Below are 16,300 nucleotides of genomic sequence, written 5' to 3'. Positions count from 1 at the left end.
GGGACCCAAAAACGGGTGCCGAATTTCTTGCCGGTTAAAACTACCGGCAACAATTTTCGAGAAGGGTGAAGTCAAATGATATCCGAAGCCAACAAAGCCGATACGGACCAATTGGCTAATTCCAAATGTGAGCTTGGGGATGCGCGATTCTTCGTCGGCACTCTGCTGATCGTTATCGCGTGCCTTGGGGTGCCGGCGGCCATGGCTGCGGAACGTAATCCTGAATCGGGCGGCCCGCCATTGACCTATCGTATTGACGACGTCCACATCCGTCTGACCCGTCATCCCGGCAACGCCGCCTTTCGGGTTCAGCGGGTCAGCTTGTCCGGTTCCGGTAGCGCAACGCTGGAGCGGGACGGAAAAATCATGCCATTCACCTACCAGGTGACGAAGCTGCTGGCCCTGATGAACGAGTTCTACAGGATTCATTTCTTCGACATGCCAGATGATTATACCAACCGATATTCGGTGTTCCTGAAGGATGGGGGAACTGTCGAAACGGCTGCACTCCATCTTCTGGACGCTGGCGGCATGCGGATCTGCTTTACCGCGGCCAGCTATGAAAAATGCGTCAACCATGGCGACGAGGGGCCTTCCGAACTGGAGGATATCGCTAGGCGGATTTTTTCCGAGGCCGATGTACTGGTGAAGAAATAGAGTTCGGAGCGTTGTTCCCACCATCGGGGAAATGTATTTCCAACTTGAATATACCGCTTCGTTGTTATAGCCACTTTTAAACACAATTACATGAATTATCGTAACAAGAGTGGCGCTCCAAAGGAAAGCCCGGATTCATACACATTAGTCATTAACTTTCGAGAACATAAAAATCATGACACATAAGCTATTGGCAGTATTTCTTCTCGCGCCTGTATTGATCTTCAACTCGGGATGCTCGGTTTTCATGGCGGCGAAGCAACCCGACAAGAAGAATGTGGATTTGTTCAGGTCAGGCACTTCAAGAAATATGCTTCTGGGTGAGTTTGGTCCTCCTGCCGTATCGGAGACGAGGGATGGCAGGAAATATGAGGTTTTCAAGTTCATCCAGGGTTACAGCACCGGGGTAAAAGCCGGCAGGGCGTTGTTTCATGGTGCTGCCGATGTAGCAACGCTGGGTTTGTGGGAGGTTGTCGGCACACCCGCGGAAGCGGTTTTCAGCGGTGATGAGATGGCTTACCAGGTTTCATACGATAAGGACGACAGGGTCGATCAAGTTACGGTATTGAAGAAATAAATGCACCTGCTGATGAACACGAATATTTTAACTTAAAAAAGGAAATATCAATAAAATGTACTATTCAATCAAGATATTGCGGGTTGGTCTCCTGGCGGCGATAGGCGCCGGACTATTGCTTTCCGGGTGCGCGACAACATCCCCTAACGCGGCATTCAGGCAAGCATTACCGAAGGACCAGCGCCTGGACGCGAACGACACCGCCGATGTGAAAATAGAAGCGGCAGAGGGCATTTTTATCGACGAATATGAGAAACAGCGGCTGGCCCGGAACATTCTGGGAAAGATCGACATGCAAAAATTGCAGAATCCCGATTCTTCGGGCAAGCGTGAGTATGAGATCGCGGTGTTGCTGACACGATATGAAAAAGGCAATGCTTTCGCCAGATTCATGCTTGTCGGGCTTGGGCAAATTCATATTGATGCCAGAGCATCCGTATTCCTGCTGCCCGAGCGTGTGAAAGTTTCCGAATTCGATATCGACAAGACGTTCGCATGGGGTGGAGTCTATGGTGGCCTCACAACGATTGAAGACGTGGAGCATGGATTTGCGGAAGGCGTGGCACAGGCGGTGACGAGCGCGAAAGAATAAAGAGTCGCCCCGTTCTTTTATCGAACGCGCAGAAGGCAGCATGTGGAAGTGGAAGACTCCACGATACGTATGCTTTCTGCGCCGGGTTCTCAACGTCAAGCATTGCGAACAATAAAAGTGCATGACACAGATATCCGCAGCCGCGTGTGTACCCAAAGTAAGTATAAGCCGTGCCGCTGGTCGATAATCGACGATCGAGGCTATCGTTAGTGTGCGCCGTAATAATTTACGAGAATGTCTCAATTCTAACCGATGCGTTCGATAGCTTACTCTATGCCGGGTCAGCTATTGAACAGCCAAGCAGCGAAAGGGCAATGGTGGTCTCAAAGACGAGGCGCACTCGCCAAAGTAATTAGCGAGAGGATCCATCTTTCATTTTCGCATCAATGATGATGGGGAAGGGACAGCGATCTCTATACCTTGTGGCAATATTTATCAGAACCGTTGGATTCTCGCTGTCTTCTTCCGACAGATATTCTTTTAATTTATCCCAGATATTGGAGCGATGCTTTTCCACTGTGCGCTTAGTTATACTGGTTTCACGGAGCTTGGCAGCAATATATGCATTGGACTTCCCATCGCCAAGAAGCCATAGGACTTGTCGTTCGGTCGGAGTCAGATGCTCTTCGGGTTTCAGTACCAGAGGAAAGACTTTGTGGCCTTTAACGATCCTATGGATTGCTTCGATGACAGGATCTACTGCCGTATCCTCGTCTTTCATTACATAACCCCACGCACCCGCCTGGATTGCTTGAAGTATGTATGCTTCTTCATCGTGCATGGTATATACCAGAACGCGTAAAGCGGGAAAGTCAGCGAGCAGCTTCTTGGTCAATTGGATACCGTTGATAGTTCCGCGGCGCATCGCCAGATCGGTCACCACCAGGTGTATTGCCTCCTTACCGTTTGCCTTGTGTAATTCGTTTACCTTATGCAGGGCTTCTTCCCCGCCAGCTGCCTCCGCAACCACTCGAAAAGCTATCTGTGTTTCCAGCAGGCCTCGTAACCCGTTTAATATCATCTTGTGATCATCGACCAGCATGATGTTGATGGGTTGACCGTATATCATGGTTTTGGAAAGAAATAATTGAATAAGTAGCGTAATAAAGATATCGGAGCGGTGGCGGTTATCGTTGTGCCGCTGGTTGTAGAATTGATATCCAGGTGCCCGCCGATCTTTTCCATCCGCTTTTCCATATTACGTAAACTCATGCCGAATTCTGGTTCGGTGTCGAGCCGGTTTGTGTCGAAGCCGGTGCCATTATCACGGATGGTGAGCACTACCCGGCGCTTGCCGCCTTCCAGCCGCATCCATGCCTGGTTGGCAGCGGCATGCTCCATGACATTTCTCAGGGCTCCCTGGGCAGTCCGGAACAAGACTTCATTAACCGCAGCGGATAGATCCTCTGTATTACCCACTGCGGTGAAATCGATAGAGGTCGAACCAGTTTGCATATCACGGGCCAACTGACGGAGCGACGGCATCAAGCCGGTTATATCCGAATAAAGTCCAAGGCCCAGGTTGCGAGTGTCCCTGAGGATTTTATTCAGTTCGGCCGCCGCGCGCTCGAACATGTGCTGCGCCTGCATGAACTGCTCAGGTATTCCCAACCGGATAATACCTGTTTTGGTTAGCAATATGGCGGATACCAGTCTTTGGCAGATGTCGTCGTGCAATTCGCCCGCCAATCTGATCTGTTCCTCCACTCGCGCGGCGTGGCGCTCACGGATGCTCAGCACAAGGCCGGAAACAACCACCAGGACCACGCCTAGAAATGCAATGACGCCAATCCAGCGCATAGTGTTGAAATTATTGCTCGACACCTGGGCATCCACGGTAGCTAATGCGTTCTCGACATCATCGAGATAAATCCCGGTCCCCATCACCCATCCCCACTCCGGCAGGGGAATTACATAGGTGAGCTTGATGGCGGGTAATTTAGTGGTTGGTTTTTCCGTTGCGTACTGTACATAACCGCCCCCCTCATTCGCGCGGCTGATCAGGCTGTGGATGGTTGGATAGCCGTTAACATCCTTGTAATCCAGGCGATTGCGACCGATCAGCTCCGGCCTGCGTGAATGAACAAGTAGTGTGCCTTTGAGGTCGTATACAAAAAAATAACCATCATCCGAGTAATCCAGCCGCGTCAGGATGGCTTTGGCCTCTTCCATCGCCGCAGTATCGGTGCGCCCCGATTCATAAAGATGGGCGATCGAATGCCTGGCAAGCGTCACGTAGCTCTTCAATTCCGCCTGCTTGCTGGCACGAAAAGCCGGTTGAATAACCTCTTGCTGAGCTTTGCTTAATTCCGTTGCATGGTGATAGACAGTGAACGCAATGATGCAAAGTGCCAGAACAAGCGGCACAGTGGCAAATACAATGATTTTTTGTCTTAGCTTCATAAACTCCATTTTATCGCTCGCGTGTCATGGGCATATGCGTAGAACTACGTATCCGTGCTACGTATTTGTGCGCTTGCTCAAGAAAACAGATTGTTGCCAAATGTCAGCTGCATGAAAGCAATCAGCATTGATGAGTTGCAGATCTGGCTAAACCGGTCTTCCACGAACGAAATTGCCTCGACCATGCTGCATGCTGTTCGAATGGGAAAAACTCTAATTCAGCCAGAATAGGTGGGGCATAATATCAGCCGCGTTTTTCCCGATCAATCACTTGTATGGGCATCGACCGGGATGTAGGGGGCTCATTTTGCTGTCTATGAACAATTATGGTAAATGCGTAGTCATTTATATTCTTTCTTGCCTTTTCACGGCACAAATTCGCCAACAGATGACTGTTGTGTTTGGGTGATATGTCGGCCCTGGATTCAAGATAAGCGGTTGTCCATTTTTACCTGGGAAAATTGAGCAGCATGGATTTCCTTCTGGAACTGGCCATCATTCTTGCCTGCCTGGTTTACGGCACGCGAAAAGGGGGCGTCGCGCTGGGCTTGCTAAGCGGCATTGGCCTCGTCATATTGGTATTCGTTTTCCGGTTATCGCCAGGAAAACCGCCAGTGGATGTGATACTTACCATCATCGCGGTCGTGGCTGCCTCGGCAACGCTGCAGGCCTCGGGAGGATTGGAGGTGGTGTTGCGGGGAGTAGAGAAACTCTTGCGGCGCAATCCGAAATTCATATCGGTGCTGGCGCCTTTTACGACCTGCGGATTGACGATGGTATGTGGCACAGGCCATGTCGTTTATACGATGCTGCCCATCATTTATGACGTCGCGATCAGGAACGGCATCCGCCCGGAGCGCCCCATGGCTGCTTCCGCTGTTGCCAGCCAGATGGGCATCGTCGCGAGTCCGGTATCGGTGGCAATGGTTTCGCTGGCGGCATTTCTTGCCGCCATACCCGTGGAAGGTGCGGCAATCGATTTCATTACCGTGTTGTCAATTACAATCCCTTCAACATTGGTCGGCGTATTGATAGTCAGTATTTTCAGCGGGTTCCGCGGCAAGGAGCTCGATGACGATAAACGGTTCCAGGCATTTATTGCCGACCCCGATAACTGGAAGCGCGTGTATGGCGAGACCGCTTCATTGGAAAAGAAGCAGTTGCTGCCCGGCCAATGGATCGCAATGGGCATATTTTTCGGCGCGATAATGGTGGTGTCCATGCTCGGCGCAATCGAATCGCTGAGACCCGTTGTCGATGGTAAACCATTATCGATGGTGATCACCATTCAGATATTCATGCTGCTGGCCGGTGCCCTCATTATTTTATTTACGGAAACGGATCCCGCAGCCATAGCCCAAAACGATGTTTTCCGTGCCGGCATGGTTGCTGTCGTTGCGGTATTCGGTGTTGCCTGGATGGCTAACACCGTATTCGAAGCGAATCTGGAAGATGTGAAGATCGCGTTGTCGGGGTTGGTGGAGGCCCAGCCCTGGACTTATGCGATTGCGTTGCTGATGGTTTCCAGGCTGGTAAATTCCCAGGCAGCCGCCATCACCGCAATGGTACCGCTGGCTCTGTCGATCGGCGTGGCGCCCGGATATGTCATCGCTTTTGCGGCTGCGAGCTATGGCTATTTTATCCTGCCCACTTATCCAAGCGACCTGGCAGCCATCCAGTTCGATCTCTCCGGCACCACGCATACCGGCAAATACCTGCTAGATAGCAGCTTCATCCTGCCCGGACTGATTGGCGTATCCACTTCGTGCGTGTTCGGATATTTGTTTGCTGCGACACGCGGACTCGTCTAGCGCAGAAGCAATCTGTCATCCCGACCTGGATCTATCGAGCGGTATGTCCGCTTTGATTGGCATTCAGGCTTTTTCATACGATCGTCATGATGGGCCCAGCAGATAACGATTGCCGGTTGTCCATGAGTAAAGCCGGCTAACCATCCGGAATCGGTTTATACCATCCCGATCCAGTGCGCGACTTACCGTATGACCTCCAGGCTTTTTAAAAAACTGCTGGACGCCTTTATACAGCTCAGGTTGGAAGCGAGACATCATGCATTTTTTTCACGCTTTCCCGACGCATCCATCGCGTGCGCGTCACGACATCCATATAGGCCATCAACTGCTTCAGGTGCGTTCATATACTCCAATTTATTTATGTTTTTATTCAATCGCTTGTGGCAACTACGTATCTGTTCTCCGTATTAATACGCTTACCCAGGAAAATGAAATATCGTCGAATATCGATTGTGGGTTACGGAACGAAGCAATGAGCACGTCAGTGACATACCGGGAGAGTCATGAACGTGAGCGAATATTTGCCGATGAAAGCAATAGTTCCATTGAGGCCTTTCCTGAAAGAAAGGAAGAACCACACTCGGATTTTTGAGCCGATCTTCTTTTATGGGGTAGTTGTCGTTATGTATGGAATGTTTAAATGGGTGGCGGAAGCAAGCGATATCGTGCTTTTTTTTCTTTATTTAAGCTTAATTCTATTTTTTCCATTGTTTCAGGCGAAAAGACCTCGAAAAAAAAGACCCCGAAAAAGTGCGCAAAACGGATATCGTTCCGCTTTCATTAATGAGTACGCGTTCCCCGATTCAATAAAGGAACAAGTCAGGAATCATTATCCTCATCTATCCGACGAGCATCTGCGCCTCGTCATGCAAGGGCTAAGCCAGTATTTTCAATTTTGCCATATGAGCGGGAAGGAAGAAGTTTCGATGCCTTCCCGCGTGGTGGATTGCGCCTGGCATGAATTCATTCTGATCACACGATCTTACGAGCGTTTCTGCTGGAGTACCATGGGTCGTTTTCTCCATCATGTCCCTGCAAGCGAGGCAAGTTCGCCGACTTCCTTTGCCGAGGGCATAAGCAGAGCATGGCGATTGGCCTGTGATTGGGAGGGAATAAATCAGTACTCGCCTGAGCGGCTCCCACTTCTGTTCGCGATTGATAACACGCTGAAGATATCTGCCGGATTCAACCATGTCCTGGACAATGACTACGCCATCGGTGGCGAGCGGCATGATGATGCTTCAGAAGGTGGTTGCGGAGGTGATGGGGATGGTTGCTCAGGTGATGGAGGTGGTTGTGGAGGAGGTTGCGGAGGTGGTGGTTAAACCGAAACCGAGCCACCTCTCCACTTTGCTCTACCATGGCATCCGGCGCGCGGAGCTTGGCAAAACTGAAAGTGTAGGGGGTGTAGGGGATGGCGCATCTGCGGATCAGGGCCGCAAGACGCGCTTCATGCCCCACCTATCTCAGTACGCTTACGAGGATCTATGGTCCACCGCAAGCCCTGTCGGAAGGTGGTTCGACATTTAAGGTGAGTTATTGAAACTACCCTTAATATTGCCTCGACTTAAAATCTACCGATAGCTCGCTTGAAGTTCTTGGCTCTGATTCCCTGACGTCGCATGGTTTTCGTCGAGTTTTGAAGCCATTTGACGATGCAAAGCGGCTGCTTGCATATCTGCTGCGATAGTGCGCTCGTAATTCCGAATTAACGCTTCAGTATGGGATTGCAAGTCTTGCGCCCGCCGACCATAGAGATAGCTTTTATTCTGATACTGTTCCAGCAACTCCTTTTGTTCCTTTACTTTTACCTGCATCTGCGAAGCCGCGTCTTCATAATGTATTGCTATCGCCTCATGATCGCTCCGGGTGGTGGCATTCTGAATCGCCGCACGGATTTCAGGGGTGTCGGCAGAATTATCAGCCGCAGTAGCGGGGGCGCTTAGCGAAGCCAACAGCCCTATCATCGATATCGCGGCAAGGAACTTTCCAGATTTTGTTTTCATAATAGTAATGAACCCAAATAGATTAGTTGACCCTATCCTAGCTCGATTAGTACTATGAGTATATTGGGGAAACTCTGGTTTTATGCTAAGGGAAACTCCTAGGAATCTCTTGACGCGACAATTGCTTGCGCCAACTCGGGCAGTGGATAAGCCTGTAAGATCGCAGTCATACTAAAACCGTTTACGAATCTGAATACCCGGCCGGTTATGAGTCACCGGTCACGACGGCCTCATTATTCGTGGCAAAAAATGCCTCCACCTCAGCCAGTTCTCGCGTGCGCTTCATCGGCGGCAGGCTTTGCCAGATTTTCTTTCCATACGATTTGGTGATGAGGCGCGGGTCGCAGATCATCAGTACGCCACGATCGGTTTCATCGCGGATCAGCCTGCCCGCGCCTTGCTTGAGGTTGATGACCGCGCGGGGCAGTTGATATTCCATGAAGGCATTGCGTCCTTCCTTGTTGATTTTGTCTATGCGCGCGGCGAGCACCGGGTCGTCCGGCGGGGCAAAGGGCAGTTTGTCGATTATCACGACCGACAACGCTTCACCGCGTACATCTACACCTTCCCAGAAGGATTGACTGCCGATAAGTATGGCATTGCCCATTTTACGGAAGCGTTCCAGCATATGGGAGCGCGAACCCTGGCCTTGCAACAGTATGGGATAGTCGAGTTTCTCCCGCTCGAATGCCTCCAGCAGCAGTTCGTGCGCGCGTTTCATTGCGCGCAGGCTGGTGCACAGGAAAAAAGCACGGCCACGGCTGGCTTTCAATACTGGCAGTGCGGCTTTTATCACTTCTTCGGTGTATTCCCGGCTGTTGGGTTCGGGCATGCCGGTGGGTACATAAAGCAGGGACTGGTTGGCAAAGTCGAATGGGCTCTCCCAGCAGGCTGACTGTGCGGGATTCAATTCCGTATCCAGGCCCATTTCGTTTTTGTAGTGCGAGAAATCGCCTTTTACCGAAAGCGTGGCGGAAGTGAATACCCATGCGCGGGGAGACCCGCTCAACTGTTTGTTGAAAATTTCCGCGATGGAAAGCGGCGTGGCGTTGAGCTGCAGCGCGTGATTGAACACTTCCACCCACCGCACAAACCCTTCGGCTTCTGCCTGGTCACGCCAGCGTTTTATGTTGCTGGAAATCTCTCGCGCACGTTGCCAGCAGTTCTCAAGTCCTTCCGAGCGCTCTGCCTGGCTTTCCAGCATATCTACCAGCGCATCGAGTTTTTTCAGCAGTTCATCCAGCGCACTGCCGAATTTGGCATTCTTCATCGTGGCGGCCAGCGGCAGGCGCGTATTCTCGCCCTCGATAGTCAGCCGAAAGTCGCGTGCCGCCTTTTCCATTGCCGCTATGGCCGGGGGCAGGGCGGTAAAATCTTTTGCGCCCCGCACCGTTTCCGCTTCGGTGTCGCGAGCAAGCTCCAGCAATTGACTGGTGCTTACCGATTCTCCAAAAAACAGGCTGGCGGTTTCCGGCAACTGGTGGGCTTCGTCGAATATGACTGTGTTGCAGGCGGGGAGCAGTTCCGCTAGGCCTTCATCGCGCAACATGACGTCTGCGAAGAACAGATGATGGTTGACTACGACCACATCCGCTGCAAGCGCCTGCTTGCGGGCTTCCATGACAAAGCAATTCTTGTGGTGCGGGCATTCCGAACCGAGGCAATTGTCGCGTGTGGAAGTCACCTGCTGCCAGACCGCGGCGTTTTCCGGCACTTCGCTCAATCCGCTTTTGTCACCGCTTTTGGTGACGGCGGCGTAGCGTTCAATCAGCTTCAGATATTTCACCTCTTCACGGCTGGCAAGGATGGCGCGACCCTCCTGCACCGTGCGCTCCAGGTGGTAATGACAGACGTAGTTGGCTCGTCCTTTCAATAACGCCACGGTGACCGGGGCCTTGAGCGCCGTCCGCACGGTAGGAATGTCGCGGTTGAAGAGCTGATCTTGCAGGGTCTTGGTGCCGGTGGAGATAATCACTTTGCCGCCAGCCAGCAACGCCGGGACCAGATACGCAAAGGTTTTGCCTGTGCCTGTGCCTGCCTCGGCAACGAGGAGAGAATTTGCGGCGATGGTTTCCGCTATTGCCTGCGCCATTTCAAGTTGCTGCGCGCGCATGCTGTATCCCGGCACGGTACGGGCAAGCGCGCCGACAGCGGAAAAGAAGGTTTCGATATCAGGCATGGAGGGGAGTTAAGTGAACTGCCGCCATGATAACGCAGTGCTTTGTATAAGGCACCGCTAAACCCTGATCGGTTGCTGGTTTAATTCCTGTCGTCGGTCCGATTGTTCAGCAAAGGTTGCATACTTCCCATACTTCCGGTTCAAACATCCTCATCCGCTTCTGTAAATAGCCGGGTATCAGTATTTTGGTCTCAGATGATATAACGTTGGTCTAAACGCTTTTTCTGCCTTTAACCGTTTTGATCTTTTCTGGTAGCGTGCTTTCGTGAGGCAAATCGTGGCCGGCATGATAGGTTTTTTTCCATAATGCCTCGGTGCACAACGGATCGCTGAAAAAATCCCTTTTCTGGGCGATATTTCTCGCCAGCCCGTTCAACGCAGCGATACTGATCAAGGTAAAGATAACAAGAATTACGAGCGGAAAGCACCTCTTTATCAATGACAGCAACGATGCTCCCCTGCATATTAGCCAGATTGATTTCATATTCATCGTTTAAAGGCCACCTTCCAATAGCCTGATTCGGCTGCTATCGGTGACCTTGAATTGCGGGTCTACAAATATGGCAAAAACGGTCGCCTTGATACGTTTACCTCAATTGTTTTCAGTAGTTTTAGGATTATTGGCGGGTGTTATCTGTTTGCCGGATAAAAGTACCATAATCATCCTGCTTGAGTTTTGCCGCCATTTGCCGGTGAGCCGCTGCTTTACTGAGGCTTGTCTTTGCCGCTTATTCATACCGGTGCATTAAAGCCCAGGTATGCGATTTTCGGTCCTGCGCTTGTCTCCCGTAGAGATAGCTTTTTTCCTGATAATGCTCAAGTAATCTTTTTTGTTCCTCTGCTTTCATGCGCATTTCCTTGGCGAGATTTTCAAAACGCTTTGCCAAGGCATTGTGGTCGCCATATGTTCTGGCATTCTGAACGGCTTTAAGGATCGCGGGACTTTTAACCGCTTCATATCGGCTCATCGGTGCACAGGCAACCAATAAACCGAAAGTAGATATCATTGCCAGAGACCTGTTTATTATCATGCAAAAGCTGCGAAGAGTCTGAATTGACGCCGCGACATTCGCTGTATGCAAACCCGGCCACCAGAGGATAGAGTACTAACTGCATAGCACTTTGTCAACTTTGCTATGTTAAAAGTATCTCAGCTATCGCCAAGAATATTTATTGGTGTAGCATATTCAGTGGTTTGCGAAAAGTGCAAAGAAGAATAGGCCACCGCCTGAACGGGAACGCGGAAAACAGTCGTTATTTCCAGTTCACCGCGCCTGCGACGCAGTGGGAAATGGGTAATGGCGGCGAAATTACCGGCTGTGCCGACATATTCATGGTGTTGCCGATGACATTGCGGATTAGCGCTGGCAAGCTCCAGAGTGCTGAGACGGTACTGCGGATTTGAGCTTGGTTTTCGTTAAGAAGCCAGCAGGCCTTTCTCGATGGATGAGATCGCAAATGGGGTAACGATCTGCGGATCCGAAAGAATCAGCCGCTCGTCCTTGTCTGCGTAATCAAGCCGGCTGAGTATATCCTTGATGACATTGAGCCGCGTCAGCGGTTTGTCGTCGGCATGCACAATTATCCATGGTGATATAAAGCTGTGCGTGTTGGCCAGCATTTTGTCGCGCGCAAGGCTGTATTGGTCCCACTTCTTCAGCGCATGCTTGTCTAGCCCGCTGATTTTCCATTGAGCGAGCGGGTCCTTCTTGCGCTCATCCAGCCGTTTTGCCTGTTCGGGTTTGCTGATGTCGAGGTAATACTTGAGGAGCTTGATACCGGAACGGATCAGCATATGCTCGAAATCCAGCACCGAGTTCATGAATTCTTCATACTCGGCTTCAGTACAGAAACCCATTACCTTTTCCACACCCGCCCGGTTGTACCAACTGCGGTTAAACAGCACGAGTTCCCGCGCTGCGGGCAGATATGGGACATAACGTTGAAAATACCAGGAACTCCGATCTCGGTCTGACGGTATGCCGAGCGCGACCACGCGTGTCTCGCGCGGACTCAGATGCTCGGTAATACGCTTGATCGTGCCATCCTTTCCGGCCGCATCCCGGCCCTCGAAGATGACCAGAATCTTGTCGTCACACTTGATGAAGTGCCGCTGCAGCTTGACGAGTTCAATCTGCAGTTTGTATAGCGTGTCCTCATAGGTTTTTTTGGATATATCGGACACGGACTTGTCCGTTTCTTTTTCTTTTTTGTCGGCTTTTTTGTTCATGGCTGGAAGACCTCGATTTTATAGCGCATACTTGCTCTACATGGAAGAAATACGCATACTGGATTACATGATGTTGCGGACACAAACGTTTACACTGATTCTAATCATGTTGGCACTGCCGCTGCAAGGTGCGCTCGCTGCCATTATGCCGTTGTGTGCGCAAGCCAGGAATATGTCAGCCGGGCTTGAAGCTCATGTAGTTCAACCCTCTTCCACCATCCCATCCGCGAGTCCCCAGTTTGCCTGCAGCCAGCATGGCGGCAGTAGTCATGAGCAACTGCATGGCGATTATGACGCCGAAAGTGAAACGGGTTTCGTCCTTTCCTGCGATGGAGTTGTTTGCCACATCAGCGGCAACGGCCTGCCTTCGGCACCTGCGGCCCTGAATTTCGTCGGCGGATTTTCTTATGCTACCTCTTTTAATTCTCATTTTTTCTCCTTCAGTCTGCAGCAACCGCAGCGTCCTCCCCTCGCTTAATTCTTCGACAGAAGAAATCCGCCTGTTGCATCGGCAATCGTTTACCTAATTCATACTTAAGATTTTTTGCGGTAGCGCCTCATGGCGGTTGCAATTGCCGAGAGCGCTAACGAAAACCGCTAGCCGATGTACTGCCTTATCGGCTGCTCTACCACCATATGTTAAGGAAATCAGGATGAACCTCTCATTCCCTGTTGCATCGCAGCGACTCGGCGTTGGAAACTTCGAGGCGCTTCCAAAGGAAATGCCGTCCGCAGCCATTCAGATTCCAGTTACTCATGCTCAGCGGCGTCTTGCCGCGAGAAGCCTGTACAAAATCGCAAAGAGCACTGGAAGCGCCAGATCAATAGATGCCGGAAAACCGGCCGGAATGATTCAAAGCGCGGCAACCGCCGCATTTTTTGCCATAGCTATATTTTCAGCGAATGTAAAAGCAGAAGCCTCCGTTAGCGCCGTTGTGCCAGAAAGTACCTCGACTACTTTTGGACCCGCCATGGAAGTCTCTGCAACAAATGGCGCTACCGCATTGGCTGCGCTGATCGCGGAAGCAATGGAAAGCAATCCGGAAATCCAGGCCGCTTTGTGGGAGCGGGAGGCCGCCAGCCAGAGAATAGCCCCGGCCGAAGCGCTCGACGACCCCATTCTCGAAGCAGGGGTGATCAATGCGCCGCTGGTATCATCAACTTTCAATCGCGATGACATGACCATGAAAATGATCGGTCTGTCCCAGCGCGTGCCGTTCCCCGGTAAGCGCGGCTTGCGCAAGGACGTCGCAATGCGGGATGCGCAGAGTGTCGGCCATGGTTATCAGGAAACCGTGAACCGTGTAGCACGCGATATCAAGGCTGCTTATTTCGAGCTGGGGCTCATCCTTGAAAAGACTCGGCTGGTCGAGAAAAACAAGCTGATCCTGGAAGATATGCGCCACATCGCCGAGCAACACTACGGGGTAGGCATGGGAAGTCAGGCCGATGCACTGAAGGCACAGACGCAGGTATCCAGAATGCTGGACGAACTGCTCAAGCTCGCGCGTGAACGACCGACAGTTGAAGCCGAGCTCATTCGCGCGTTAGGCCGTAATGCAATCCTTGCATCGCCTGTACCTGAGCCGCCGCAATTGCGCGAAGAAACCTTGAGTCTGGAATCGTTGCGCGAAACTGCTCTTTCGCGGCGACCGCAATTACTGGCGCTGCAAAGTATTGTGGCACGTAACGAAAAAGCGCTGGATCTGGCGCGCAAAAATTATTACCCCGACTTCGATGTGCGTCTGGCGTACGGTCAGCGCGACAACATGCTGGACGGCAGCAGGCGCCCCGACATGGTAACCCTGACTGTAGCGGTCAATCTGCCGGTGTGGCGCGAAAACAAGCTCGCGCCACGCGTTGCAGAAGCCCTGGCGAAGCGCGATCAGGCCCAGAGCATGTACGAGGCGCAACGCAATGAGGTAGCCGCCAGCCTGCGCCAGCAGATGGCGCTGGCCGAGCAAAATTTGCAATCGGCGCGGCTCTACCAGACCGCCATCCTGCCGCAGGCCCGGCTTACGGTTGAATCGGCGATGTCCGCATACCAGGTCAACCGTGTCGACTTTCTTACGCTGCTCGATAGCCAGATGACGGTATTCAACTATGAGATCAGTCTGGCGACAGCCATGACAGGCTATAACAAGGCGCTGGCGGAAATTGATTTACTCACCGGCAAACCGCCGTCACCAGTCCGCCTGCCCATCCCAGCGGAGCCTCTGTGAAAACCATCACCAGCTTGATAGCGATTATCGCCTTGATCGCAGCGGCCCTGGCCGCAGGATATTGGTGGGGCAGCGCCAAATCCGCAACTTCTACGTCTACGGTTGAGCCGCAAAAGTCCGAGGCGTCGATACATAAGCCGAAGATTCTTTATTACCGCAATCCGATGGGACACCCTGACACATCGCCGGTGCCGAAGAAAGACTCCATGGGCATGGACTACCTCCCGGTTTACGAGGGCGAAGAATCCCCATCTGGTAGCTCCGTGGTGAAGATCAGTACCGAAAAAATACAAAAACTGGGCGTGAGAACCGAGATTGTCGCGCTGCGCGAACTCACTCGTACCGTGAGGGCGGTGGCAACGGTACAGGCAGACGAGCGGCAACTATATACTGTGGCGCCCAAGTTCGAGGGTTGGATCCAGCGGCTTTACGTGAATACCACCGGCCAGGCGGTGAAAAAAGGCGAGGCGTTGATGGATGTGTACAGCCCCGAACTGATCACAGCACAACATGAATACCTTATTGCCAGGAAAGGGATGAGGTCGGTCGAGGGAAGCGGGCCAGAGGTTCGGGCGGGCATGCAGCGGCTGTCAGAGAATGCCTTGCAGAGGCTGCGCAACTGGGACATATCGGATTTCGACCTGCAAGCGCTGCAGGAAGAAGGCCGGATCAAACGGTATGTCACCCTGCGTTCCCCAGCCAGCGGCGCAGTGATCGAAAAACCCGCAATCCAGGGAAAGCGCTTCATGGCCGGAGAAGCACTGTACCAGATTGCCGATCTCTCCAAGGTTTGGGTGCTGGCGGATGTGTTCGAACAGGATCTGGGCATAGTGCAGCGGGGCCAGAGCGCCGCCATCAGGATGGATGCGTATCCGGACAAAGTGTTCAACGGCGAGGTGACATTCATCTATCCCACGGTGATGCCCGAAACCCGTACCGCAAAAGTACGCATCGAACTTCCCAACGTTCAGGGATTGCTCAAGCCCGCCATGTACGGCAGGGTGGAGTTCGCCTCGACTCACAGTAAAAACAAGATGCTTACCGTGCCTGATTCGGCTGTGCTTGACAGCGGCACACGGCGGTTGGTGCTGGTTGATTTGGGCGAAGGCCGGTTTGAGCCGCGCACGGTAAAACTGGGCATCCACGCCGATGGTTATGTTGAAGTGCTGGGGGGATTGGAAGCTGGGGAAACGGTTGTGGTCAGCGCGAACTTTCTGATCGATGCAGAGAGTAACCTTAAGGCGGCACTAGGCGGTTTCGACCACCACCTGGGTTCCATACCCGGCGAGAACGGGCAGGCCACGCCCGGCGCATCCATGACAACACCAGGGGCCGCACCTGTATCAGCAAGTCATCATGGCATAGGCACTGTTAAAGAAATGGATTGGGTGCATGCGACGGTAACGATTGCACATGATCCGATCGCCAGCCTCGACTGGCCAGCGATGACCATGGATTTCCGTGCCAGGGACCCGGCATTGCTGCGGTCGCTGAAGCCCGGCCAGAAGGTCGATTTCGAGATCGTCGAGGAGTCGGCTGGCGAATATGTCATCGTTCGCATCCAGTCGCTGCATGCCAGCCCAACTTCAAATCCCGCTGCCAACGATCAGCGGGGGCACTGAT

16 protein-coding genes are annotated in these 16,300 nt (G+C 52.3%); 9 read left to right on the top strand and 7 right to left on the bottom strand.

The features are described from left to right. Positions 1–75: 75 nt before the first annotated feature. The 3 genes from F822_RS01830 (at position 76) to F822_RS01820 (ending at position 1,826) form a co-directional block, all read left to right on the top strand. Positions 76–657 carry a hypothetical protein gene (locus tag F822_RS01830; protein WP_025039616.1) on the top strand — a complete coding sequence of 194 codons (582 nt, stop codon included), beginning with the start codon at positions 76–78 and terminating at the stop codon, positions 655–657. A 175-nt stretch (positions 658–832) separates the two neighbouring features. Next, positions 833–1,234, top strand: coding sequence for a hypothetical protein (locus F822_RS01825; RefSeq protein ID WP_025039617.1), 402 nt, complete (start codon positions 833–835; stop codon positions 1,232–1,234). Between the two features lie 55 nt (positions 1,235–1,289). After that, positions 1,290–1,826: a hypothetical protein gene (locus tag F822_RS01820; RefSeq protein WP_025039618.1), complete on the top strand. Its 537-nt coding sequence runs from the start codon at positions 1,290–1,292 to the stop codon at positions 1,824–1,826. A gap of 352 nt (positions 1,827–2,178) precedes the next feature. Here F822_RS01820 and F822_RS01815 read toward each other — a convergent pair whose 3' ends face one another. Beyond that, a complete protein-coding gene (locus F822_RS01815) occupies positions 2,179–2,868 on the bottom strand; it encodes a response regulator transcription factor (protein WP_197272871.1) in 690 nt (229 codons plus the stop codon). Positions 2,869–2,891: 23 nt separating this feature from the next. Continuing rightward, entirely contained in the window at positions 2,892–4,229 is a 1,338-nt protein-coding gene (locus F822_RS01810) for a cache domain-containing protein (protein ID WP_025039620.1), read from the bottom strand. A 470-nt stretch (positions 4,230–4,699) separates the two neighbouring features. Between F822_RS01810 and F822_RS01805 the strand changes: the two genes are divergently transcribed. The 3 genes from F822_RS01805 to F822_RS01790 all read left to right on the top strand — a co-directional run bounded on the left by F822_RS01805 (position 4,700) and on the right by F822_RS01790 (position 7,570). Next, a complete protein-coding gene (locus F822_RS01805; protein ID WP_025039621.1) occupies positions 4,700–6,040 on the top strand; it encodes an anaerobic C4-dicarboxylate transporter in 1,341 nt (446 codons plus the stop codon). 503 nt (positions 6,041–6,543) lie between these two features. Further along, on the top strand, positions 6,544–7,365 hold the full coding sequence (locus F822_RS14760) for a glycine-rich domain-containing protein (protein WP_197272870.1): 822 nt from the start codon (positions 6,544–6,546) through the stop codon (positions 7,363–7,365). Further along, positions 7,358–7,570 carry a hypothetical protein gene (locus tag F822_RS01790; RefSeq protein ID WP_197272869.1) on the top strand — a complete coding sequence of 71 codons (213 nt, stop codon included), beginning with the start codon at positions 7,358–7,360 and terminating at the stop codon, positions 7,568–7,570. Before F822_RS14760 ends, F822_RS01790 begins: the two co-directional genes overlap by 8 nt. Before the next feature lie 44 nt (positions 7,571–7,614). Here the strand turns inward: F822_RS01790 and F822_RS01785 are convergent, their stop codons facing one another. The 3 genes from F822_RS01785 to F822_RS01770 all read right to left on the bottom strand — a co-directional run bounded on the left by F822_RS01785 (position 7,615) and on the right by F822_RS01770 (position 11,256). Beyond that, positions 7,615–8,046 (bottom strand): hypothetical protein, encoded by a 432-nt coding sequence (locus tag F822_RS01785; protein WP_025039625.1) that lies wholly within the window; start codon positions 8,044–8,046, stop codon positions 7,615–7,617. Between the two features lie 205 nt (positions 8,047–8,251). Then, entirely contained in the window at positions 8,252–10,225 is a 1,974-nt protein-coding gene (gene yoaA, locus F822_RS01780; protein ID WP_025039626.1) for a DNA repair helicase YoaA, read from the bottom strand. A 728-nt stretch (positions 10,226–10,953) separates the two neighbouring features. Beyond that, positions 10,954–11,256 carry a hypothetical protein gene (locus tag F822_RS01770; RefSeq protein WP_331458271.1) on the bottom strand — a complete coding sequence of 101 codons (303 nt, stop codon included), beginning with the start codon at positions 11,254–11,256 and terminating at the stop codon, positions 10,954–10,956. A 173-nt stretch (positions 11,257–11,429) separates the two neighbouring features. Between F822_RS01770 and F822_RS01765 the strand changes: the two genes are divergently transcribed. Beyond that, positions 11,430–11,630 carry a hypothetical protein gene (locus F822_RS01765; protein ID WP_025039628.1) on the top strand — a complete coding sequence of 67 codons (201 nt, stop codon included), beginning with the start codon at positions 11,430–11,432 and terminating at the stop codon, positions 11,628–11,630. Positions 11,631–11,642: 12 nt separating this feature from the next. Here F822_RS01765 and ppk2 read toward each other — a convergent pair whose 3' ends face one another. After that, the gene (ppk2, locus tag F822_RS01760; protein WP_025039629.1) at positions 11,643–12,455 is read right to left on the bottom strand and encodes a polyphosphate kinase 2; all 813 of its coding nucleotides are present in this window, start codon (positions 12,453–12,455) and stop codon (positions 11,643–11,645) included. Positions 12,456–12,630: 175 nt separating this feature from the next. Further along, the gene (locus F822_RS15100) at positions 12,631–12,885 is read right to left on the bottom strand and encodes a hypothetical protein (RefSeq protein ID WP_156304322.1); all 255 of its coding nucleotides are present in this window, start codon (positions 12,883–12,885) and stop codon (positions 12,631–12,633) included. A gap of 223 nt (positions 12,886–13,108) precedes the next feature. Between F822_RS15100 and F822_RS01750 the strand changes: the two genes are divergently transcribed. Both F822_RS01750 and F822_RS01745 read left to right on the top strand, forming a co-directional pair. Beyond that, positions 13,109–14,677 carry a TolC family protein gene (locus F822_RS01750; protein ID WP_231623544.1) on the top strand — a complete coding sequence of 523 codons (1,569 nt, stop codon included), beginning with the start codon at positions 13,109–13,111 and terminating at the stop codon, positions 14,675–14,677. Further along, on the top strand, positions 14,674–16,299 hold the full coding sequence (locus tag F822_RS01745) for an efflux RND transporter periplasmic adaptor subunit (RefSeq protein WP_025039632.1): 1,626 nt from the start codon (positions 14,674–14,676) through the stop codon (positions 16,297–16,299). The genes F822_RS01750 and F822_RS01745 overlap by 4 nt, the downstream gene beginning before the upstream one ends. Position 16,300 lies beyond the last annotated feature (1 nt).

Source organism: Nitrosospira briensis C-128 (assembly GCF_000619905.2).
Taxonomy (GTDB): Bacteria; Pseudomonadota; Gammaproteobacteria; order Burkholderiales; family Nitrosomonadaceae; genus Nitrosospira; species Nitrosospira briensis.
Note: the sequence above shows the minus strand (reverse complement) of the source record. Positions and strands in the feature narration are given on the sequence as shown.